The organism is Natrarchaeobius chitinivorans, assembly GCF_003841505.1.
Classification (GTDB): domain Archaea; phylum Halobacteriota; class Halobacteria; order Halobacteriales; family Natrialbaceae; genus Natrarchaeobius; species Natrarchaeobius chitinivorans.
The window spans coordinates 25,569-48,825 of the sequence record NZ_REGA01000002.1 but is presented as its reverse complement, the minus strand read 5'-3'; the positions used below and the strand labels follow the sequence as shown (position 1 = coordinate 48,825).

Below are 23,257 nucleotides of genomic sequence, written 5' to 3'. Positions count from 1 at the left end.
CAGACTCGAGTTGGGACCGACCCTCGTCGAGGATTACGGGGAAAATGACTGCCGGTCCATTTACTATTTTGACGAAAGGTATCCACAGCGACGCGCTTTTCTAACCCGATCAGTCTGGAGATCGTTGTTGTGGCGAAGTTTCGATTCCGGACAAGTGGGAGACCACCGCCATCAATTGATATATCGTAATGTAGTTTATTCGCTCGAGAGACAACAGACACAATCCGGATTTGTGTCGAATATTATTCGACTATCGAGTAAATATGGTCGAGATACGTTGCTCGAACGCGGTCTCCCCAGTCGTGCGTGTAGGTATCGATCACGTCGCTGGCGACGTCACCGCGAAGGTACTGGACGATACCCCGATCACCGGTCCGATCGCGCAAGTGAGTCGTAAAGAAGTGTCTGAAGTAGTGTGGCGTTACGTTTTCCGTCGTTCCGCCGCCGGTCCGATACCAGCCGTGTTCTCGACCGTGCTTTTCGACGACGTACCGGACGTCCGAGGGCTTAACCCGTTGCCCCCAGGAATTTCGCGTATCGACGAACAGTGGATCCGCCGGCGACACGGGATCCGGGCGAATCGCGAGCCACTCGAGCAGGGCCGTCCGAAGTTCGCCGTCGACGGGGACGACGGTATCCCGCTTTCGTTTGTTTGAGGCCGTCCGTTTCTCGTCGTTGAGTGCCTCCCCTCGCGAGGGTGCAGCCGACACGAAAAGCGACGACTGGCGATGATCGAGTTCGACCCTGGCGTCCCACCCGAACTCCAGTTCGTCGACCTCGAGAAAGAGATCGCGAAGATCGAGGTTACAGAGCTCTCCGACACGCATACCGGTCTTCAACAGCGTCACAACCATCGCTCGTTCGAGGGGGTGGGCGATCGATTCGACGAACGAGCGCATTTCGGCGACCGAGATGTCCCGACGGGTCGGGTTCGAATCGATCGATTCCGACATCTCCTCCATGACGAGTGCCATCGGATTGTCGTCGAACGCCCCGATGCGATTCATATAGTCGTAAAACCGGTTGAGATACGACGCGTAGGTCGCGACCGTACTCGATTCGTACCGGCCCCGAAGCGAGTGCACCCACGCCATACACTCCCGTCTGCTGGCCGCCTCGAGTTCCGCGATCGAAAACTCCCCGTCGACGAACGTTTCGAACTCTCTGAGGACCCGTTCGTAGGCCTCAAGCGTCCGTTCGCTTTTCCCGTGATAGCGCTGGTCGTCGAGAAAGTACGCGATCGGATCGTCCACGTCCGCGACCGTCGCTTCAGTTGCCATCGCCGTCCTCCACCAGCGTGTATCCGCCGTGGCGTCCGCTGTATCGAACGCGATTGTTCGACTGCAGTTCCTCGAGGGCATCCTCGAGTCGGGACTCCACGTCGTCACTGACCGCTTCCAGTAACTCGTTCCACGAGTACGTGTCATTACCGAGTAATTTTAGCACCCGTGTTTCGAGGGCGTTACCCCCAGGGTCTGACCCGGGAGAAGTAGGTTCCTCGTGGCCGGATGTGAACCCCTTTCGTCCGGCCTGAACCATGGTTCGAACGAACTCGCTCTGGCTCATATCCAGTTCGTCGGCGTGAGATTGCCACTCGGCTTTCTGGTACGCGGGCAGGTACGTCTTGATGGATTTTCGAGAGGTATCCGCGGAATCGCTCATACAGAACCCATCATATCGGACGACCTTCAACCTTCCCCACCAATCCATCTAAGTGACCTTATCTTGATTTCTATGAATAGTTTTGCGACGCAATTGTCTCCATTAGTTTGGATAATATACTCTTCAGGGCCATTAGTCAAGATATAATATCCCCCATCTGCGGGACACAAGTTTGGATAAGTAGACGTAGTGCCGGGTATTCTGTCTCCCGTATCATCGCCACTGGCCGGTTCAAACGAGTCACTGATCAGTTAGTTCTCCTCCCGGAACGACCGCAACTGGCTTTCGACGCGTCGACTACTGGGCGAAGCCAAACCCAACAGAAGATTGAATCCGGACCCCGCCGAGTGACTTCTCACAGCGTGCTAGCCCTGAAAGAAACCAGGGAATGAAACGCGATCGATGGTGTTCGCGGTCGCGTTCGAACGCACAGACGACGACTGATCGATTCCATCGGTAGCGCCGCTGACAGAACACGAGACGAACGAGACAAACAACCACTCGAGAAACCGCGTCCGATACGAGCTCAGGCCGGCCTGAGCGCGGTGAAAGGCAGTCATCCGCCGCAAAACCACGAGAAAGCGGGGCTCATTGGCCCATAGACATCCCCTCGGCTACTGGAAGCGGGTCCTGCAACGAGGTGTCTGATGTCGAGGCCAGCTGGGACAGTCCGCTCGACCGTCGTCGGTCGGGAATTTCGGTGGACAGTCGCAGTCACCGTCCGGAAATACGTCTGTCAGCGCCACTCGAGGGATTGGACTCCGAGAGAAAGGGTATGTCCACACTCACGAGCATTTCGTGCCGGTAGTACGGCTCGAGCGGGTGGTCTCTATAGTAGTCACTGAACGTCAGCACACACCCGATCGCACGACGAGAGCGAGGTCCGGAGGGCACGGTTTGGAGCGTACGCGGTTCGGAGCGTACGCGGTTCGGAGCGTACGCGGTTCGGAGCGAACGAAGTGAGCGAGAACCGTGGATTGGCGAACGGGGAGGAACGACCCGTGAGCAGAACGAAGTGAGCGAGAACCGCGGATCGGCGAACAGGGAGGAACGACCCGTGAGCGAACGAAGTGAGCGAGAACCACGGAACAGCGAACGGGAAACGTAGTGACTTGTGAGCTGTGCGATCGACGTCTAAACCGTTTCAGTTCTTTTCTGGTTACTACGCCACGTCACTGCACATCGGGCCATACGGGGCTGTGCAGTCGGTGTGTGGATCGTTGCAGGACCCACCAGGAGCAACGTCGTAATCGGGTGAAATCCCCCACGACGTTCATCTGAGGCCCCGCTGTTGTTCCGGATGGTACTGTCTCAGGCCGAACTCATAAACATCATAGTGATATACACAATGGTCCTCGATCGGTCGAAAACGGCCACGGTAGTGAGACGGATCCGAGTCAGGGGCAGACAGGCACTCACGCCCGTTCGTGTCGAATCAGAGGTGACCGGACAGCACTCGAGGGGACGGATTACTGTCCATCAGTTCCGGCGTACCAGCGACCCGGGCGGCGGGTGTGCCGGTACGTCGGGGCAGGAAACCGTATCAGTGCGTTGCCGTTCGAACGTCTTCGACGTGATATAGGTCTTCCTGCAGTCCGTTACCGTCACATTCGTTGCTCGGACACTCGTAGTGCCAGCCGTCCTGGGTCGCTTCTCCTTCCCGGAATCGGTCCCCACATACCTGGCAGAATAGTTGTCCTTTCTTACATGTGTCCCGGTGTAACTCGAGTGCTAGTTCGGTCTGGAACGACTGGTTGCAGTTGCGACAGGTGTGCATATTTTGTCTGACGCGACCATCCCTCAAAACTGCTTGGGTTCTTTTATTGCGCCGGGAAAGTCGCTGGTTCGGGTAGATGCGGCGATCGAATACCCGCCGGCTGGCATCGAGACCGGATGCGTACAGACGTCTCGTTCCATGTCAGGTTGACTCGAAACCGAGTTCGAAAATCGGGGTTCTGTGAGTGTGACAGAAATAATACTATTGGTCCGATATCGGCGACAGGGGGTTACTCGTCTCGACCGAGGATGCCGCGTTCGGTCATCTTCGCGGGGTCGAGTACCTCGTCGGCCTCCGATTCGTCGAGGTACCCTTTCTCGAGGACGACTTCTCTGACCGTCTTGTTCTCTTTGAGTGCTGTTTTCGCCACTTCGCTCGCCTTGTCGTAACCGATGTGCACGTTCAGCGAGGTGGCGAGCGCCATCGACTGCTCGACGGCGTCCGCACAGTGTTCTCGGTTGGCTTCGAGTTTGCGGACGAATCGCTCTGCGAAGACCTGACTCGAGTTGGCGATCAGTTCGGCCGACTGGAGGAAGTTGTGCGCGAGGACGGGTTTGTACAGGTTGAGGTCGATCTGTCCTTCCGCGGCTCCCGCCGAGACGGCGGCGTCGTTCCCGACGACCTGCTTGTGGACCTGGTTGACCGCCTCGGCGACGACTGGGTTGATCTTGCCGGGCATGATCGACGACCCGGGCTGGTTTTCGGGCTGCTCGAGTTCGCCCAGTCCGTTTCGCGGTCCGGACGCGAGCAGTCGAAGGTCGTTTGCGATCTTGTTGAGCGAGCCGGCGACGACGCGCAACGCACCGTGTGCTTCGCTCATCGCGTCGTGGGCCGCCTGCGCCTCGAAGTGATCGTCGGCTTCGCGGAACTGAACGCCGGTCTCTTTCGTGATGTACTCGGCGGCTCGCCCGGGGAACTCCTCGTGGGTATTGAGGCCCGTCCCGGTCGCGGTTCCGCCGAGTGCGAGCTCGGCGAGGTGCTCGCGAGCTTTGTCGACGCGGGAGAGTCCCTTCTCGATTTGGGTTCGGTAGCCACCGAACTCCTGACCGAGGGTGACCGGGGTCGCGTCCTGAAGGTGGGTTCGTCCGGTCTTGACGACGTCGTCGAACTCCTCTTCTTTCTCCTCGAGCGCTTCCCGAAGCGTATCGAGGGCCGGAATGACGTCTTTCTCGACGGCCTCGAGGGAAGCGACGTGCATCGCGGTCGGGATCACGTCGTTACTCGACTGGCCGTAGTTGACGTGGTCGTTGGGGTGGACGACGCGGTCGCCGATATCGGCACCCATGATCTCCGCGGCGCGGTTGGCGATGACCTCGTTTGCGTTCATGTTCGACGAGGTGCCAGAGCCGGTCTGGAAGACGTCGACCGGGAACTGATCGTCGAGTTCACCAGCGATGACCTCGTCAGCGGCAGCGACGATCGCTTCGGCGACGTCGTCGTCGATCAGGTCGAGATCGCGGTTGGCCTGTGCGGCCGCTTTCTTGACGACGCCGAGCGCACGGACGAAGCGTCGGCCGAACGAGATGCCCGAAATCGGAAAGTTCTCTACGGCACGTTGGGTCTGGGCTCCCCAGTAGGCGTTTGCCGGGACCTTCATCTCCCCGAGGCTATCCGCTTCGATTCGATAATTGGCTTCGTCTCCCATAGGCGGAGGCTCACGGTGGGCGAGGTAAAATCCACCGAAACGGGTCCGTTCAGGTGAAATCGACGGAGATGTCGACGTCGTCCGATCGGGCCCGTTCGCGGAGGGCGGACTGGAGGCGTTTTCGACCGGTACCCTGGACGTCACGCGCGTCCTCGAGATCGACGTCGTAGATGGTCGGCGTCGCCCAGAAGAACGTTCGGGAACTCGCAGTGTCCACGACGAGCGACGCGATTCCGAGGCGACGCTGGAAGATCGACCGCCGAGTCGAAAGGGTCTGAATTCGGTAGTACGGGATAACGGTCGTCCGTCGCCGCCAGAATCCACGGCGGATCACGAGGTGGTCCGAGCCGACGTAGTACCCCAGGTTGACGTACCGGAGGTGAGCCGCTGGCGGGACGACGACGAAGACGGCTGCAGCGAAATACCAGCCCTCGAGCGGGGAGATCCGTGTGATCCCGTATACAACCGCGACGAAGAGAGCGGCAACGATCGAATAGCGGACCAGATACCGCCGACGAGCGATCGTCGGCGGCTTCTGAAATTTCGGCCGTTCGACGCCGGTGAGGTTTTCCGTGAACGTGTAGACGCGTCGACGGACCGCGAACGGAACGGCCGACTGGCTTCCCGCGCTACTGTCCGGACCGTACCCCGCAGTTTCGATCCACAACCCGGCGTACCCGATCAGTCGCTGGATCGGATTTGCGGTAACCGTCACCGACTGGACTTTCTCCGCAGGAATGGAGCCGCTGTATCGCTGGAGCAGTCCCCGCTCGTAGACGAAGTCCTCGTCGACCCTGCCGAGCCGGAAATCGTAGTACGTCGCGAACGTGTAGGCGACGCTCAACAGATACGTGATGAGGAGGCCGTTGATCATCGAAACGACCGTCAGGATGCCGTAACTACCGGTGTCTCCGTTCTCGAGGTCTTCGGGGCCGCCGACCGGATTTGCGACCGTCACCATGTACTCGAGGATCGTATCGGTCGCGAGAAAGAAGACGAACAGCACTGCCGCGATGGCTGCGGGCCGAAACGTCGTAAACGAGTAGAGGAGCAGTTCCCTGGACTGGAGGTCGAACAGCCGTTGACGTCTGCTCCGATATCCCGTCTCGACTCGAGTGGGGTCGACGTGTTCCTCTCGTTCGGATCGTGGGTCCGGATCCGGCGATGGAGCCTCCGAACCGGGCGTAGCGTCGGTGGATTCCCCGCGCTGATCGGTCTCGGTGTCGCGTTCGCGGCTTCGTTGGCGATCCTTGATTTCGGCCGTCCGGCGACGGATCTGGTGCTGGAGCCGATCGGCTTCGCTTTCGCTGACGAATCGGAGGGTTGCTTCGGTGTTTCCACCCCCTGCGGTTTCGATGGAGACGACCGCGAGCCCGAGCAATCGCTGAACGACGCCTCGCGCGACGTCGACGTTCTGAATTCGACCGTACGGAATCTCTCGAGAGCGCCGGGAGATGACGCCGGACTGGACGTCGAACGTGTCCGGCGTAATTCCGTACTCGAAGCGGTAGTAGTAGGCAAGTCCGTACGCGACGCCGGCCAATAGCCCAATCACGCCGAGCACGAACGCCCAGCTGGCGTCGACGACGTCGACGACGCTCGCGAGAAAGATGACGAGGAAAAACGGGAGAGTGAAACCGGTGATCGCCCGCTGAAGGGCCATCGACACCGCGCTGAATGGATGGAGTCGATTCATATCAGACGGCGTCGTCGGCCTCGCTCTCGACGGCGAGTTCCCGGAGCGTATCCTGGAGTTCCCGTGCACGATCCGGCGTCAATCCGGGGATTCTGACGTCCGCGTTTCGCGATCCCGCCGTGTAGACGACTACGCTCGAGAGGCCGAGCGCTCGCTCGATCGGGCCGAACTGGGTATCGACGTGCTGGACCCGGACGAACGGAACCGCCGTCTCGACGAACGTGATCACGCCGCGTTCTAGGTAGAGCGCATCTGGCTCAATTTCGAACTGCCAGACCTGATAGAGTCGAATCGCGTAGACGAGTCCGATCACGATCACGGCAGCGATCACACCCCACTGGAGTGTCGTCGGAACGTCGAGGAGCAATCGATCGACGGCCACGACGATCGCACCGAGAACGGCCGCAGTGATCACCCCCTGTCCGATCCAGAGCAGCCGGATCCGCGGATGTAGCGATTCCATACGAGTATCCTATCAGCACCGCAGGATAAACCTGCGGTTCCGTTCTTCGCGTGAGACGGTTCGAAAGCCGTCTCGAAGCGTCGGTTCGGTCCGACGGGGTGAGCGGGTGCTCGACACGCGTTAGTCGTGGCCCTCGTACTCCTCGGGCGCGTACGTCGACAGTTCGAGAGCGTGAATGTCTGTCGTCATGTGACCGTCCAGCGCGTCGTACACCGTCTGGTGTTGCTGTACCAGTGGAAGGTCCTCGAACGCCGGGGAGACGACCGTCGCCGCGAGGTGGTCGTCGTCCTGCTCGTCGCGTGCGTGCGTGACAGTTACGTCGGCGTCCTCGAGTTCCGATTCGATGAGCCGTTCGACGTCGTCGGGTTTCATACTGGACCGAACGGGCGCTCGCGGCAAAAACGCCGCGGTCCGCCGGAGGCCGGTCGGTGAACGGGCGTCGCGCTTATACTCCCGTAGCACACCTACGAGAACATGTCACTGGCAGCAAAGACGCGCCGGGCCGCCGACGAGCACCCGTTTCTCGTTGCGGCCCTTCGGGCGGGCGTGGTCAACTACACCGCCGCCGCCCGATTTCTCGAGGTGGACGGGGAGACGGACGCGATCGCGACAGCGCTTCGGCGCTACGCCGACGAACTGCCTGCCTACGAAACGAATCCTCGCGACGTACGGGTGCGCATGGAGAGCGGAATCGGTCCCGTCGACCCGAGCGACGGGACGGCGTTCGTCTCGGTCGCCGGCACCGCACTGGGCCCCGGCGGCGGCGAACAGACCGCGATCGTCGCGACCGGGGACGTCGACGCCGGGGCGCTCACCGTGGTACTGGGTCGACTCGCCCTCGAGGACATCGATCCGGTGGCGGCGGCCGTCGGCGAGGATAGTCTGGTCGTCGTCGTCGACCGTCTCGATGGCGCAAACGCCGTCCGTTCAGTCGAGAAAGGCCTCGAGAACGCACCCCGGATCGGTCCCGAGTGAGTGCGAGTCGACGGATTTCGACCGTGAATGCGAGAGCAAAGTTGATAGCGTTTAACTACGGGCCGCCGGTAGAACGTGGTAATGACCCTGCACGTGACGAACACGTTGACGGGCGAGACGGAGCCGTTCGAGCCACAGGATCCGGAGAACGTCCTTCTGTACTACTGTGGACTGACGGTATCCGATCCGCCTCACCTCGGCCACGCCCGTTCGTGGGTCCACGTCGACGTCATGCACCGGTGGCTCGAGCACCTCGGCTACGACGTTCGTCACGTCGAGAACTTCACGGATATCAACGAGAAGATCGTCGCCCGCGTCGGGGAAGACGACCTCGGGGAGGACGAACAGGAAGTCGCGGAGACGTACATCGAACGCACGCTCGCGGACATGCGATCGCTCAATCTCCACCGGGCAGAGGTGTATCCACGCGTCTCCGAACACGTCCCCGAGATTATCGACCTCGTCGAAACGCTCGTCGACCGGGGCTACGCGTACGAATCCAACGGATCCGTCTACTTCGACGTAACGAGTTTCGAGGAGTACGGCAAACTCTCGAATCAGGAACTCGAGGAGATCGAGTCTCAGGGCGATCCCGACGAGCGCTCGGAGAAACGCAATCCCGCGGACTTCGCGCTCTGGAAGGCAGGCGGCGTCGACGAAAACGCCGTCCTCGAGCACCGTCACGACGGCGTCGACCTCGGCTGTGCCCACACGAAAGCCGAAACCTGGGACTCCCCCTGGGGTGAAGGCCGACCGGGCTGGCACATCGAGTGTTCGGCGATGAGCATGACCCACCTCGGCGAAACGCTCGACGTTCACGTCGGCGGACGGGATCTCGTCTTCCCCCACCACGAAAACGAGATCGCCCAGTCCGAAGCCGCGACCGGCCAGGTATTCGCGAACTACTGGCTTCACTGCGAACTGTTTCAGATGGACGACGAGAAGATGTCTTCGAGTCTGGGGAACTTCGTCACCGTCGAAGACGCAGTCGAGCGCTGGGGGACGAACGTCCTCCGAACGTTCCTGACGGCGGGATCGTACAACAGCAAACAGCTCTACTCCGACGAGACGATCGACGAGGCCGAAGAGCGCTGGGACCGGCTCGAGCGAGCGCACCGCTCGGCGGTGGAAGCGGTCGACTCACCCGACGCGCGGACCAAAGTCGAAGACGACGATCTCCGATCGGCGGTTTCTGACGCTCGCGAGGAGTTTACGGCGGCGATGAACGACGACTTCAACACGCGGGAAGCCCAGTCTGCACTGCTTTCGATCGCGACGGCGATCAACCGGCACGTTGGATCGGCCGACGACGACAGCGAGGGGGAGTACGACTACCGCGGACTCCACCGGGCGATCGAAGCACTCGAGGAACTCGGGGACGTACTGGGACTGTCGTTCGTCGGAGAGACGACCGGAACCGCGGATCTCGCAGGGGACGTGGTCGAACTCGTCCTCGACGTCCGGGACCGAGAACGGGAGGACGAAAACTACGAGCGTGCAGACGAATTACGCGACGAACTCGAGGCCCTCGGGATCGAAGTGCAAGACACTGACGAAGGAGCGACGTACCGTCTCCCCTCCGGGGAATAACTCGAGGCACTGATCGTCGAGGCGTCCATCAGAACGCGAATGTAGGCACTGGACTTATGCGCCGGAGTGTGGTCGACGGCGTATGGATCGGCGGCTGTTCGTTGCCACGGTTGCGACGTGTTGTGTGGGTGCAACGGCAGGCTGTCTCGACCAGATACTCGACGACGCCACGTCGTTTTCGGCCGCGCCAGCGATCGTCTCCGACGACTCGGTGACTGAAGCCGAATACGAGTATCAGGGAACGGAGGAGATCGTTCACGAACACGACGTTGCCGGCAGATCCGTCGAGACGACGAACTACGCCAGTACGTACAGCCGGTCGATCGAGATTCCGCTTGACGTCGTCGACGGCGAGACGGAAGCGGGCGTGTTCGGGATCGTATCCACTCCCCAGATCACTGTCGGAGGTGAGACGTTCAATCCGGTCGCGGAGATGTCCCACGCCGAAATCGCCGATCACGCCCAGGATCAGTACGAGGAGATCTCTCTCGAGGACGATACGTCGGGACAACGACCCGTCGAGATGCTCGGCGAATCCGTCTCGGTCGACACGTTCGAAGGGGATGCGACGGTTTTCGGGGTCGACGGAGTCGACGTATTCCTCGACGTCGCCCAGCGCGATCACGACGGCGATCACCTCGTGATCGCTGGCGCGTATCCGGACGCCGGTGGCATCGAAGCGGAGGCGGAAGCCCGGCGGATCGATGCGTTGATCGACGGGGTCGAGCACGGCGAGGACGTGCTGATCGAATTGACGGACGACGCCGAACCCGATCCGGACGGGTAGAGACGCTCGAGTCCGATACCGTCTCGTGGTTCGGGATGTCCCGAGTCCGACTATCGTCGAACGTGAGTGGGGGCTACAGGCCGAGTGCAGTGAGAATCGACAGCCCGCTCGCGAGCGCACCGATCAGGTAGCCGCCGATCGCGCCACCGTTGAGCAGCGGCAACCCGGCGTGAGCCCGACCCTTTATCACCATGTACATGAGGACGACCAGTCCGACGAGCGTTCCAACCAGCGCGCCGAGAGCCGGCACGTTGAGCGCGATCCCCGGCACCTCGAGCGTGCCGGCGTCGACGAAGTAGGCCGCGCTCACGACGAGAATCGTCGGAATGACGGCGTCGCCCAGTCCGATAAACAGCGCGTCGCGGTCGAACTCGCGCTCGTCGGAGTCACCCGTCTCTCGACCGCCGTCGTCGGTCTCGAGTTCCGTTCCACCGTTCGGCGTTCCCGTCTCGGGTGCCGCTTCGCCGGTGACGTCTCCGGAACCGTCGACAGCGTCGTCGGTGCCCCCGTCCGAGAGGTAAGAGTACGAAAGCGACATCGGGACGATGAGGATGACCGGTATCTTGAGGTCCATCACGCCTTCGGCGAGGTCGAGCATGTGTTCGGTGCCGTAGACGCTGATCGCGTCGTAGATCGCGAGTACCGCGAGCAAAAGGATCGCAGGGAGGAGCCCGAAGCTGATGCCGAACAGGGCGGCCGCTCCGGCCCCCATCAACACCCCCGCGGCGTCGATCACGTACCACTCAGGGTACGCGAGCAGTGCAACCCCAACCGCGAGTGCCGCCAGAACGGCGGGGACGTTCGCCGGACCCGCGGTGACCACGGGCGGAACGAACTCGGTGAAGACGAACCAGGCGAGCATGACGCTAATGGAGACGATGAGCCCCCGGATGAGCCACTGGAGGTCGTATTTAAATGCCGCGAGCATGAGGGCGGTCGCGACCAGAATAATTCCGAAGTAGATGAAGCTATTCGTCGGATCCTCCGGGTTCTCGACCGCCTGTCGTTCGGATTCGTGGAACGGCTCGATCAGTGCAAGCGCACCGATCTGCACGCCGAGAAAGAGCAACACGGTCACCCCGACGGCCACGAAAACCCGCGTCCGATCGTTCATGCCCGCCGTTCGAACTCCGATCCTATGGGTGTTTTCTTCTCGCCGCCGGCCGTCTCGAGGCGGCACCGTCTTCGACTTGCCGGGGTCGGTCCGAGGGTGCGTCCGGTTCGAAAGTTTCGGTCGGTCCGAGGGTGCCCGCTCGGTCCGAGGATACTCGTCCGATTCGAAAGTTTCGCCCGGTTCGACGGTGCTCGAGTCTTACCTCGCGTACAGCGTCGATCCGACCAGTGAGGGCAGGTGAACGCCGTCGTCCGGGGTCACCGCGAGGTACGGCTGACCCACGGGACCGAACACGTCGACGACGCGGCCGACCTCCTCGAGGGAATCGTCGACGACGACCGTTCCGATCTCGTCCCGGTGTGCCTCTCGTCGATCGTCGCCGGGTTCGTCGACGTCGTCGTCCGTCCGGAGGATCGCGAGTCCCTGTGCCGTGCGGACGACCGATCCGACTCGGTGCATCAGTCCCGCATCGCCGCGACGTACGCCGCGACGGCCTGGACGAGGTCGTTCTTCGAGGAGTCGTCCGCACCGCGGACGACGACGCGTCCCCTATCGGCCCACGGTTCCCTCGAGTACGCCTTCTCCCGTTCGATCGTGGCGTCGTACCCGATCTGCTGGACCGCCTTGGCGATCTCGTCGACCGTCGGTTCCTCGACCGCGAGATCCTCCGATACGCGCCGACCGTCGGCCCGCGAACACTCCACGTCGATATACGCGGGCCAGATGACGTTCTCGACCATGCGTTCACCTCGACAGGCCGACGAGTAAACCCTTTTCAAAACGAGACGTCCGGCGAGGCCGACTCGAGTCGTTCGGTCGCCCCCACAATCGGGGTGTGATCGGCGTGGCGATAATCGTCCGTCGTCAGCGCAATCGGCTCATCACACCGACGGTCAGGAGAGCGACGATCGCACCGACCGCACCGAACCCGGGGATCGGAGACGCGCCGTCGTCCGCGCCGTCCGCAGTCGCCGCGTCGGACTCGTCATCCGAGTCCATCGTCGCTTCCATCTCGTCAGTTCCGTCTGCCGCGTCGTCTTCGCTCTCGTCTGTTCCGTCCCCACCCTCGAGTCCGTGCGCTTCGTCGACGGCTTCGACGTCCGCCTCGATGTCAGCGTAGACGTCGGGGTGGACCGTCTCGACGAGGTGGAAGATCACGTCTACGACGCCTGGTGCCGGCTGGCTCATCGCGTTGTCGTCGACCGCGACGACGTTGTCCTCCTGGAACGCGGTCGTCTCCTCGACGCTTTCGGCAACGGGCGGTTCGTCCGCCCAGTCAGGGTAGACGATCCACTCCGGATCCTCTTCGACGACGACTTCCGCACTGATCTCCTGCCACCCCTCGATGCCGGCGCGTTCGGCCACGTTCTCGAGGCCCGCGGTCGTCAACACCTCGTGTTGGAACGTGGCGGTGCCGGGCGTCGTTCCATCCTCTCCCATCGCGTAGAGCGCCAGTGGCTCGTCCTCGTCCTCGAGTGCGCCCTCGATCAGTTCGAGACGGTCGTCCATCCACGACACCGTTTCCTCCGCACCTGCGCACTCGCCGGTGAGTTCGCCCGTCGCCTCGACGTTCTCGCGCACGTCGTCGATCGACGTCGCAGTGTCGAGGACGTAGACAGTGATTCCGGCGTCCTCGAGTTGGTCGATCAGATCTTCCTCTGCGAGCGCGACGTTCGCCGCGAGGACGACGTCGGGATCGAGTGCGACGATCTCCTCTGCGACCGGCGTGACGCCGTCGTCTTCGGTGATGTCGGTTCGATCGCCCGCCTCGAGCGAGTCGGTGTAGGGTCCGACGGGCATTCCGACGACGCGGTCTTCGGCGCCGATCTGATAGGCGAGTTGTGCATCGCCTGGATAGAGCGTGACGACCTCCTCGGGTTCGTCATCTATCGTGATCGTCTCTCCGCGGGCGTCAGTTCGCTCGATCGGATACTCGCAGTCGGCGTCGATCGCTTGCGTCGCCGTCGCCGCGGACGACGACGAACCGGCTCCGACGACGCCGCCAGACGCGAAGGCGATCGATCCGATCACGAGTGCGACCGTCAGCAGTATCGTCCGTGAGTGTCTCATCGGTGCGTACGAGCACCTACTTCAACAAATATTTGGCTGCTGCAATCGAGGTTGTTACCATGATGCGCCCGGCCCGGACGCTCTCGTGGACGGCCGGTCTCCTCGTCGTCCTCGCCGTCGTTACCGTCGTCAGCGCGGCGCTCGGTCCGGTCAGGATCGATCCGGTGACGGTCGCGAAAGCGATTCTCAACGCCGTTGTGATCCCGACCGAGATCGTCACCGGGAACGCGAGAGCCGTTCCCCTCGTCGATCGGCACGTTCCGGTTCCCGGCCTCGGGTACGCACCCGTGTTCGGGTTCGACGTTCCGGACACCCACCAGACGATCGTCTCGGGTATTCGACTGCCGCGGATCGTTCTCGCGGCGGTCGTCGGGTTCGCGCTCGCCGCTGCGGGAACGGTGATGCAGGGGTTCTTTCGAAACCCGCTCGCCGATCCCTCGATCATCGGCGTCTCCTCCGGGGCGGCCGCGGGTGCGGTCGCCGCGATCGCGTTCCCCGCGCTCGTTCCGTTCGGAAGTCTTCATCTCTCGGCGTTTGCGGGCGCGCTCGTGACGGCGTTTCTCGTCTACGCGATCGCGACCGAAGGGGGACGGACGCCGGTCGCGACGCTGTTGCTGGCCGGCGTCGCCATCCAGGCCTTCCTCGGTGCGATGATCTCGTACATGCTCGTTCACAGCGGCGACGACCTCAGACAGGCGGTCATCTGGATGATGGGCCACCTCCACAACAGCACCTGGGGCGACGTCCAGTTCGCCCTGCCCGTCGCACTGATCGGTGTCCTCGTTCTGTTTACGTACGCCCGCGACCTGAACGTCCTCCTGCTGGGAGAGGAGGACGCTCACCACCTCGGCGTCGACGTCGAGCGAACCAAACTCCTCTTGCTCGCCCTCTCGAGTCTCGTGACCGCCGCCGGGGTCGCCGTCGCGGGCGTCATCGGATTCGTCGGCCTCGTCGTCCCACACATCATGCGGCTGATCGTCGGGCCGGACCACCGGATCTTGCTCCCGACGAGCGCACTCGCTGGAGCGTCGTTTCTGGTGGCGACTGATACGCTCGCTCGAGCCGGTCCCGCCGAAGTGCCGGTCGGCATCGTCACGGCGGCGCTCGGGGCTCCGTTTTTCCTCTTTTTGCTCGTCCGCCGGGAGGTGCATTCGGTATGAGCGACGGGTCAGCCGACGAGCCGACCGCCCGGTCCCGTCCGGACCCCGCGACGATCGCCGTCAGGGACGTCTCGCTTTCGTTCGGCGATCTTCGGGTCCTCGAGGACGTCTCGTTGACCGTCTCCCCCGGCGAGTTCGTCGGGCTCGTCGGCCCCAACGGTGCGGGTAAGACGACGCTGTTGCGTTCGATAAGCGGCGCGTTCGAACCCAGTTCGGGGACGATCGAAATCGGCGGGACAGACGTCCACGACGTCTCCTCGCGTGCGTCGAGTCGGTTCGTCGCCGTCGTTCCCCAGGACACCTCGCTGTCGTTTTCGTTTCCCGTCCGCGACGTGGTCGAGATGGGGCGTCACCCCCACCGGTCGCGGTTCTCGTCGCCGACGGTCGACGACCGCGACGCGGTCGAGCGCGCGCTCGAGCGGACGAGAACCACGGATCTCGCCGACCGCCCAATCGACGAGGTGAGCGGCGGACAGCGCCAGCGGGTCGTCCTCGCTCGCGCCGTCGCGCAGGCGACGCCGGTCCTCTTGCTCGACGAGCCGACGGCGAGTCTCGACATCAACCACCAGATCGAAACCCTCGAACTCGTCCGGGAACTCGTCGACGACGGACGGACGGTGGTCGCGGCCATCCACGACCTCGATCTGGCGGCCCGGTACTGCGATCGGCTCGTTCTGCTCGCCGACGGAACGGTCCACAGCGACGGCCCACCGCAATCGGTGTTGACCCGGGAAACCATAGCCGAGACGTTCGAGGCGAACGCGGCGGTCACGCCGAATCCGGTCACGGGAACCCCCACGGTGACTGCGCTCTCCGATCGGACGCCGTTCGCCGGCGCTGACAGCGAAATCGGATCGGGACGGGCCGACGGGGGCGACCGCTTTGCAGCGTTCCCGGTTCACGTGATCGGGTCGGGAACGGCGGCAGCCGGAGTCCTCGAACGACTCGAGCGCGCCGGCGTCGACGTCTCGGTCGGACCGGTTCCCGCGGGCGGGGTCGCCGAAGAAGCGGCCCGACGTCTCGAGGTGGACTACCTTGCTGTCGAGCCGTTCGAACCGATCTCGTCGGACGTGCGGGCCGCCGTCGACGCCCGGATCCGAAACGCGGACGTCACCGTGGTCGTCGGATCCGCTCTGCCGGCCGTCGGTCCGGACGACCTCGAGTCCCTCGAGTCGGCGTCGTCGCTGGTCGTCGTCGAACCCGAGTCGGGCGGGAGCCGGACCGACGAGAACGGAGCGAGCGACCGGCTGGGAGGTGGATGGGGCGAACGGGCCCGAAAGACACCGATGGACGGGCTCCTCGAGGCGATCGACGCGGAACTCGAGTAGGCGTTCTCACCGGGAGTCTCGAGGGAGACGCCGGGTCGCAATCGAGCGGTGAACTGAGCGAAATCGCAACTGGACGGTTTTTTACCCCTCCGCCTCCGAGTGGCCGACAATGAGCGAAACCGAGTACGAGTACGACGAACTCGGACTCGTCGCCGGCCTCGAGATTCACCAGCAACTCGACACGGCGACGAAGCTGTTCTGTCAGTGTCCGACCGACCTTCGCGAGCCCGACGCCGCGACGCGAACGTTTACCCGCTATCTCCACCCCACGCGGAGCGAACTGGGCGAACTCGACGCTGCCGCCGTCGAAGAGAGCAAGGTCGACCGCGAGTTCGAGTACCTCGCCTACGACACGACCTGTCTCGTCGAAGAGGACGACGAGCCGCCCCACGAACTCGACGCCGAAGCGCTCGAGACGACCCTCGAGGTCGCCCAGCTCATGGACATGAAGCCGGTCGACCAGGCCCACGTCATGCGCAAGATCGTCGTCGACGGCTCGAACACGACCGGCTTCCAGCGCTCGACGCTGATCGCCACCGACGGCGAGATCGAGACGAGCGACGGGCCGGTCGGCGTCGAGGACCTGCTGCTCGAGGAAGAAAGCGCCCAGCGGGTCGAGGAGACCGACGACGGCGTCCGGTACAGCCTCGATCGGCTCGGTATTCCGCTGGTCGAAATCGGCACGAGCCCCGACATCGCCTCGCCCGAACAGGCGCTCGAGGCCGCCGAACGGATCGGGATGCTGTTGCGCTCGACGGGGAAGGTCAAACGCGGACTCGGAACGATCCGACAGGACGTCAACGTCTCGATCGCCGACGGCGCGCGCGTCGAGATCAAAGGCGTCCAGAGCCTCGACGACATCGACGACATCGTCCGCAACGAGGTCGGTCGACAGGCCGAACTGGTCGAGATCGCCGCCGAACTCGAAGAGCGTGGGGCGTCGATCGGCGACGTTCGCGACGTCACCAACGTCTTCGAAGGGACCGAAAGCGGCGTCGTCGCGGGTGCGCTGAACGACGGCGGATCGGTGATGGCGGTGGCCCTGTACGGCTTCGATGGACTGGTCGGCCGCGAGATTTCGCCGGATCGCCGGCTCGGAACCGAACTTTCGGATCACGCGAAGCGCCACGGCGCAGGTGGCATCTTCCACACGGACGAACTCCCGGCCTACGGCATCACGGACGAGGAAGTCTCCGCGCTCCGGGACGCCGTCGGAGCCGGTCCCGACGACGCCGTCGCCATCGTCGCCGCCGGAGACGACGTCGCGGCAGGTGCGATCGAAGCCGCCGCCGAACGCGCCGAGACAGCGCTCGAGGGTGTCCCCGAGGAGACACGCGGTGCAAACGACGACGGGACGACCCGCTACCTGCGTCCGCTTCCCGGTGCGGCGCGGATGTACCCCGAAACCGACGTGCCGCCCGTCGAACCGGATCCGGCCGACGTCCCCGAACCCGAACTGCTGACCGAGAAAGTCGACCGCTACCAGGCGGAGTACGGTCTGGACGAAGGCCTGGCGAATCAGGTCGCCTACGGCCGGCGGATGCCCCTCTTCGAGGAGGTCGTCGCGGACGGCGTCTCCGCGAGCGACGCGAGCGGAGGTTCGTCGGACGGATCCGACGGCGTCGATCCGACGCTGGCCGCGACGACCCTCGAGTCGACGCTGACCGAACTCCGACGCGACGACGTTCCCGTCGAGAACCTGACCGAGACGAACCTCCGCGAGACGTTCGCGATGGCCGAAAGCGGGGACCTCGCTCGAGAGGGAATTCCGGATCTCCTGGCGGCGCTCGCGGAGAATCCGGACAGAACCGCCGAGGAAGCCGCGGAGGCGGCCGGACTCGGCTCGGCCGACGAAAGTGACGTCAGGGAGGCGGTCGTCGACGTCGTCGAGCAAAACGAAGAACAGGTCGAGTCGGAAGGAATGGGTGCGTTCTCGGCGCTGATGGGCGAGTGTATGGGTGCGCTTCGCGGAAAGGCCGACGGCGACCTCGTTAGCCAACTCCTGCGCGAGGAGATCCAGAAACGCGCCTGATCCGATAGCGTCGTCCCAGTTTCGAACTCCTCGGTCGCGAATCATCGACCGGCACGCTCGGTGCTGACGCTCGAGGGCGTGGTCTTTTCGTCCGTTACGAGCGTGCTCGTCCCGACTGTCGGTCCGGTTGCCACGTCGGACAACAGTTATTAGGAGGGGCGTGGGTCCTCTGTGCGAGGTGAAACGATGAGCCAAGGGGAACGCCCGCCAGCGACCGTCGTGTGTCACGTCCGCGCACCGTTGCTTCTCGAGCCGGTCGACAGGCAGATCGAAACCCTCCAGGCCTGTGAATCGGACGGAGCGATCGACGACCTGTTGATTCGCAGCTGGCCCAAAGAGGTCCGCCGGTCGACTGAGAGTCCACACCAGGAGGTCCTCGAGACGTTCGACCGGGTCAAGCGGTGGGCCGACCGCCGCGGAGTGAGCGTCCGACCACCGTTTCGAGAGCGCACGAGTACGTCACCGGTGACCGGCGAGACGAAGGAGTTGCTCGTGACGCCGCTTCTCTGTCTCGAGGTGTACGCAGACGACGAGTTCGTCGGCGTCTTTCCCCACTCCGAAGGTGAGGAGACGTACACGACAGACGAGGCCATCGCGAACGTGCGAACAGGTGGGGGGTTGACGCCACTTGGATCGCCTCCGCCCACGCGGACGGAATCGGTCGACGACGCGTGTCCGGACTGCGGTGGCGAGTTGACCGACGGACAGGGTCTGTTCGCCTGTTCGGACTGTGACTGGGTCGGCACGTCGACCAGCTCAGGTGAGTACGTTCGCTCGGAGCCGTCCGGGAAAGGGTCGGGCGACGGCGCTCTCGAGGAGGTTGGAAACGCCCTCTAAGAGGGGCAACATCTCTGAAGCGGTGGCTACCTCTTCTAAGGGGGGACAACACCCTCGAGGAGGTCGAAGGACTCGAGGGAGCGGCCACGGCAGGGAGCGGCTGATTCATCTCGGAACGGAACCGCTCCGTGACGGACTCTGCTGGCGGCCCATGTTTCGAATCCAAACTGTTATGTGAACGAACACGTACCTTGTGTGTGAAAGACCTTCACGAGATGTGGAGTCGGCGGCGGGGGGAAATCGTCGCACTCCCATCGGAGTTGAAGGAGAACGGCCCGCGGGCCGATGATCGCTCGAATGCCAGAGGATGAACCGACGTTTCTGTACGAACTCGCACGCAACTCCGAAGAGCTAGCACTACTCGAGTACCTGACGCAGTCGGAAAAACCGCTCATCCGATATCGCGCAGCCGAGATTCTCGGGAGTCTCGCATCTAGCCAGAACGACGAGGCTCGAGAGCGCGTCGTCGAAGCGCTCGTTCGCACGGCCAGACGCGACGAGAACGATTCGGTCCGCGCGGCCGCGATTGACGCGATTTACCTTCGTGACGAGGACAGTCTCGACCGCCTGATCGGCGAACTCACCGCGGCCGGTATCGACGACGCGCCGGACTGGACGGGTATCGATCGGCCCACCGAGTGGCTCGAGGCCGACCACGCCGAATTTCGACTGCTCGCTTCGGCCGCAGTCGGTCGAATCGGCGACGAACGCGCGCTTTCGGCCCTACACGACGTCTGTACGGATCCGGACGTCCGCGTTCGGACTCGCGCCGTCCGCTCGTGTGGAGCGATCGGGTCCTCCCGCAGCGTCGAGGTACTCGCGGATCGACTCGAGGATAGAAACGATCAGGTTCGGCGGGCGGCGGCAGCCGCACTTGCGAAGATCGGAACGGAAGCGGCGCTCGAGGCGTTGCTCCCGGCCGCCCGGTCCGACAGCGAATCGGTTCGCGTGATCGCAGTCGGAGAACTCGGCAGGTTCGGCAGTATGGAGCCGGTTCCAGTTCTGGTCGACTCCCTCGAGGATGGCTCCGAACTGGTCCGGCGAACGGCGACGCGGTCGCTTCTGGAGTTGTTCGCAAACGCCCCGTCCGACCGGAGTCACGAGATCCGTGAAGCGGTTTCGGCCGAACTCACGGAGACCGATACGGCACCGCTCGTGACCCAACTGATTACGATCCTGAGCGGTAATCCGCCCCAGTACGTCCGGCGAAACGGGACGTGGTTGCTTGGACGAGTCGCCGACGCCGAAACCCGTGACGACGTACAGGAGTGTCTGCTCCGCACGCTCGAGGACCCGGACGAAATAACCGCCAAGTTCGCGATGTCCGCACTCGCTCAGTTCGGCGAGCCGTCGCTCGAGGCTCGATTGCGTCGGCTGATACGGAACGAGTCGAGTTCGTCGCCGACGAAGCGGCGGGCCGAATTCGTTCTCGAGCGGATCAAAGCGACTCCGTCCCGCGAGGTCGTGACGAACTCCGTCGAGTTTACGTACGTCAGCGATCCGGCCGATTACACGGAGAAAAAACGCGAGGAAGCGTCGAACTCCGGAGACGGGTAATTCCCGGCCGAGACCCCTCGAGTCGGCACCAGTCAGGAGACAGGTCGCCCACAATATATATCGTCGTTTACGAACGAGTGAGTGTCAGGTCGTATGGTCTACAACTGGCGATGTCGACAGTGTGAGTTCGCCGTCTGGTCAGCGAACAGCGGCGAAATACGCGATACGGTCCAAGATCACCTGCTCGACCACCATCGCCAGCGTCTCTCGAAGGAAGGATTCCAGGTGAGCTGGAGCTGTCCGTACTGCGATTCGACGGGGATCGATCACGACAAAGCGACGGCCCTCCAGACGTTCAGGAGCCATCTCTTCGGTCACGCAAAGCAGGCCACGAAGACGGGTGCTCGTGTCTCGGACGAGATCGGTGGAACCGGTAACGTGCTGGTACTCTCAGCTCCGGAGAGTACGGGCGCGGACACCGCTCGAGCACATTTTCTCTCTCCAGACGACGTCGCAATACTGGTCACGATGAACGTCTCGAAACGGTTGCACCTCCTGAACCGACGCCTCCAGGAGTGGCCGAAACGTACGATCGTCGTGACGACGAGTGGGGATCCCCTGGCGAATCTCGACGATCTCGACGTCTCCGGAATACCTCTCGAGGTGGTCCAACTGGACAAGGGACTGGGTCTTGCGGGTCTCGGCGAGACGATTTCGCGCGTAATCGCAGAGCACAACGGACCGGACGTGGACGTCTCCGTCGAATTCGACGTTCTCTCGGAAATCATCGATACGTTCGAGCTAGAGCGAGTGTTTCGGTTCATCCACCTGTTGAACTCGCGGATCGAGAGCGCGAACGCGCTTTCACACTACTACTGTAATCCAGAGGCACGATCGAAACCGACGATCAATTTGATCGGCGAACTGTTCGATCTCACGATCACGGCGACCGACGAACGTCTCGTCCTGGAAGGATAGTCGCAATCTGTTCGTGCCCTCGATAGTCCAACGCGGACCTCGCTCGAGTTGGGTTTTTTGCCGCCTATCACCGCATTCACACACGACTCATTGCAGCCCGTTTCACTCGAGGTCCGGCCGCTCGGCCGCTCGCCGCAGGAGTCCGATGAACGTGTTCGCTTCGCGTTCGGTCAGATCAGCCCGGCCGTAGACGCGTCGGATCATTCGCATCGTTTTCTCCCGTTTTTCCTCCGGGTGGTTGAGTTCCTCGAGCAGTGTCTCCCACTGGCCGTAGAGTCGTCGTTCACTCGATGGTGATGCACGGACTCGTTCGACGTCGGGAAGCTGAGTGGCGTCACCCAAAGCGAGCGTGCGGAGTTCGTACAGCGTAACCGTGGCTGCCTGTCCCAGATTGAGAACCGGATACTCCGAACTCGCCGGAATCGAACAGATCTCGTCGATTCGGGCCAGTTCGTCGTTCGTGAGACCGACGCGCTCGCGGCCGAAGACGAGCGCCGTTCGAGCCTCGACGGTCGGAAGCCGGTCGGCGAGGTCGGCGGGGGTCGAGAACGGAAACCGGACGTGACTGCGATCGTCTTCGTTCGTGACTGCCGTACAGCCGATCGTGTGATAGGTCTCGACGAGGTGGTCGAAGGTGATCTCCGTCGCGTTCGGCAACACGTCCTCTCGAGCGTGACCGGCGAACCCGTACGCCTCGCCGTCGGGATCGAGGTCGGGTGGGTCGACCAGCAGGAGGGTTTCGAATCCGAAGTTCTTCATCGCTCGCGCGATCGTCCCGACGTTACCCGGCGAGTGAGCGTCGACGACTGCAACGGCTGGAGCTGCGGATTGCGCTGACGGATCGGCGGCGGGCGACTGCTCGCACATTCGGTTCGAAATCGGACCGAGAATCGGTTACCGGTTTCGGTTTTCCGATCGAGCGGACGTCGAAGCCGGTACGCGTCGAGTTCGTGAGCGTGTTGGTGTTTCTTCGTCTGTCCTCTCTCTGTCTCTGACTCGACTAGGTATCTAGTAAGAAATCTAGAATGACGGTATCATCGGGCCGTTGCTATCGGTTCGTCACTGACTACCGTACCAACCGGCCGCCGTCCGTCGTACAAGCTGTTGGCGAACTCGCCTCGAGGGGACACACCTACCTCGCGTTTGTAACGGTGTTTCGTACGGTAGTACTGTTTCGCAACACACCACCATCGCGGATGTAAATACGCTCGAAATAGTTCGCCACTTGACCTCTATTGCTGGTCTGTTCGGCCCCACCCCACGGATTCGACGTTACATCCGCGAGGGGGGTGTGTCCCCTCGAGCATCCGTACTGATAGTAGCCATCGACGGTCAGCATCCGTACTGATAGTAGCCATCGACGGTCGCTACGCCCACGCCCACATTGGGACAATCACCATTTCGGATGCCAATCACCACGTTCGGTGTGCAAACCAGAGCGTGGGACTACCGATCGCTCGAGCGAGCCACTCCCGTCTGTTTTCGTCCGTGGCTCTCTGACACACACTCCGCTCCGGAAGCGGTTGGAGAAAAATGGCCGACCTATCGTCGCTGGTGAAGATAGCCCGCGCACTGTGGAAATATCGCGCATACCGTAGAGATAGCCTGCGTACGGTTTTGTATTACATACGCGAGGGGGGTGTCAG

21 protein-coding genes are annotated in these 23,257 nt (G+C 62.8%); 9 read left to right on the top strand and 12 right to left on the bottom strand.

All coding sequences use genetic code 11. The features are described from left to right. Positions 1–242 precede the first annotated feature (242 nt). The 7 genes from EA473_RS02640 to EA473_RS02610 all read right to left on the bottom strand — a co-directional run bounded on the left by EA473_RS02640 (position 243) and on the right by EA473_RS02610 (position 7,615). Positions 243–1,280, bottom strand: a complete 1,038-nt coding sequence (locus EA473_RS02640; protein ID WP_124194125.1) for a tyrosine-type recombinase/integrase — start codon at positions 1,278–1,280, stop codon at positions 243–245. Further along, a complete protein-coding gene (locus EA473_RS02635; protein ID WP_124194124.1) occupies positions 1,270–1,662 on the bottom strand; it encodes a DUF5805 domain-containing protein in 393 nt (130 codons plus the stop codon). Before EA473_RS02635 ends, EA473_RS02640 begins: the two co-directional genes overlap by 11 nt. Before the next feature lie 1,543 nt (positions 1,663–3,205). Next, entirely contained in the window at positions 3,206–3,439 is a 234-nt protein-coding gene (locus EA473_RS02630) for an HVO_2901 family zinc finger protein (protein WP_124194123.1), read from the bottom strand. A gap of 229 nt (positions 3,440–3,668) precedes the next feature. Further along, positions 3,669–5,084 (bottom strand): class II fumarate hydratase, encoded by a 1,416-nt coding sequence (locus EA473_RS02625; protein ID WP_124194122.1) that lies wholly within the window; start codon positions 5,082–5,084, stop codon positions 3,669–3,671. A gap of 49 nt (positions 5,085–5,133) precedes the next feature. Next, a complete protein-coding gene (locus tag EA473_RS02620; protein ID WP_124194121.1) occupies positions 5,134–6,780 on the bottom strand; it encodes a PH domain-containing protein in 1,647 nt (548 codons plus the stop codon). Between the two features lies 1 nt (position 6,781). Further along, positions 6,782–7,243, bottom strand: coding sequence for a PH domain-containing protein (locus tag EA473_RS02615; protein ID WP_124194120.1), 462 nt, complete (start codon positions 7,241–7,243; stop codon positions 6,782–6,784). Between the two features lie 120 nt (positions 7,244–7,363). After that, complete coding sequence (locus tag EA473_RS02610; RefSeq protein WP_124194119.1) at positions 7,364–7,615, bottom strand: BolA family protein; 252 nt, start codon at positions 7,613–7,615, stop codon at positions 7,364–7,366. Positions 7,616–7,717: 102 nt separating this feature from the next. Between EA473_RS02610 and EA473_RS02605 the strand changes: the two genes are divergently transcribed. From EA473_RS02605 to EA473_RS02595, 3 genes are all read left to right on the top strand, one after another. Further along, entirely contained in the window at positions 7,718–8,218 is a 501-nt protein-coding gene (locus tag EA473_RS02605) for a DUF7523 family protein (protein ID WP_124194118.1), read from the top strand. A gap of 81 nt (positions 8,219–8,299) precedes the next feature. Then, positions 8,300–9,808, top strand: a complete 1,509-nt coding sequence (gene cysS / locus EA473_RS02600) for a cysteine--tRNA ligase (RefSeq protein ID WP_124194117.1) — start codon at positions 8,300–8,302, stop codon at positions 9,806–9,808. 82 nt (positions 9,809–9,890) lie between these two features. Continuing rightward, complete coding sequence (locus EA473_RS02595) at positions 9,891–10,595, top strand: DUF6517 family protein (protein WP_124194116.1); 705 nt, start codon at positions 9,891–9,893, stop codon at positions 10,593–10,595. 73 nt (positions 10,596–10,668) lie between these two features. On the opposite strand, the gene EA473_RS02590 is transcribed toward EA473_RS02595, so the two are convergent. From EA473_RS02590 to EA473_RS02575, 4 genes are all read right to left on the bottom strand, one after another. Further along, positions 10,669–11,709: a presenilin family intramembrane aspartyl protease PSH gene (locus EA473_RS02590; protein WP_124194115.1), complete on the bottom strand. Its 1,041-nt coding sequence runs from the start codon at positions 11,707–11,709 to the stop codon at positions 10,669–10,671. 198 nt (positions 11,710–11,907) lie between these two features. Next, entirely contained in the window at positions 11,908–12,168 is a 261-nt protein-coding gene (locus EA473_RS02585) for an H/ACA ribonucleoprotein complex subunit GAR1 (protein WP_124194114.1), read from the bottom strand. Next, positions 12,168–12,449 carry a signal recognition particle subunit SRP19 gene (gene srp19 / locus EA473_RS02580; RefSeq protein WP_124194113.1) on the bottom strand — a complete coding sequence of 94 codons (282 nt, stop codon included), beginning with the start codon at positions 12,447–12,449 and terminating at the stop codon, positions 12,168–12,170. Before srp19 ends, EA473_RS02585 begins: the two co-directional genes overlap by 1 nt. A gap of 124 nt (positions 12,450–12,573) precedes the next feature. After that, a complete protein-coding gene (locus EA473_RS02575; protein ID WP_124194112.1) occupies positions 12,574–13,779 on the bottom strand; it encodes a PGF-CTERM-anchored ABC transporter substrate-binding protein in 1,206 nt (401 codons plus the stop codon). 59 nt (positions 13,780–13,838) lie between these two features. On the opposite strand from EA473_RS02575, the gene btuC reads away from it, so the two are divergent. From btuC to EA473_RS02545, 6 genes are all read left to right on the top strand, one after another. Then, positions 13,839–14,939 carry a vitamin B12 ABC transporter permease BtuC gene (btuC, locus tag EA473_RS02570; RefSeq protein ID WP_124194111.1) on the top strand — a complete coding sequence of 367 codons (1,101 nt, stop codon included), beginning with the start codon at positions 13,839–13,841 and terminating at the stop codon, positions 14,937–14,939. Further along, entirely contained in the window at positions 14,936–16,267 is a 1,332-nt protein-coding gene (locus tag EA473_RS02565) for a heme ABC transporter ATP-binding protein (protein WP_124194110.1), read from the top strand. Before btuC ends, EA473_RS02565 begins: the two co-directional genes overlap by 4 nt. 109 nt (positions 16,268–16,376) lie before the next feature. Then, complete coding sequence (gene gatE, locus EA473_RS02560; protein ID WP_124194109.1) at positions 16,377–18,299, top strand: Glu-tRNA(Gln) amidotransferase subunit GatE; 1,923 nt, start codon at positions 16,377–16,379, stop codon at positions 18,297–18,299. A gap of 186 nt (positions 18,300–18,485) precedes the next feature. Beyond that, entirely contained in the window at positions 18,486–19,136 is a 651-nt protein-coding gene (locus EA473_RS02555; RefSeq protein WP_243645175.1) for an HTH domain-containing protein, read from the top strand. Between the two features lie 297 nt (positions 19,137–19,433). Continuing rightward, positions 19,434–20,693: a HEAT repeat domain-containing protein gene (locus EA473_RS02550; protein ID WP_124194108.1), complete on the top strand. Its 1,260-nt coding sequence runs from the start codon at positions 19,434–19,436 to the stop codon at positions 20,691–20,693. A 93-nt stretch (positions 20,694–20,786) separates the two neighbouring features. Beyond that, positions 20,787–21,611, top strand: a complete 825-nt coding sequence (locus EA473_RS02545) for a DUF7504 family protein (RefSeq protein WP_124194107.1) — start codon at positions 20,787–20,789, stop codon at positions 21,609–21,611. 102 nt (positions 21,612–21,713) lie between these two features. Here the strand turns inward: EA473_RS02545 and EA473_RS02540 are convergent, their stop codons facing one another. Then, complete coding sequence (locus EA473_RS02540) at positions 21,714–22,478, bottom strand: RNA methyltransferase (RefSeq protein WP_124194106.1); 765 nt, start codon at positions 22,476–22,478, stop codon at positions 21,714–21,716. Positions 22,479–23,257: the final 779 nt, after the last annotated feature.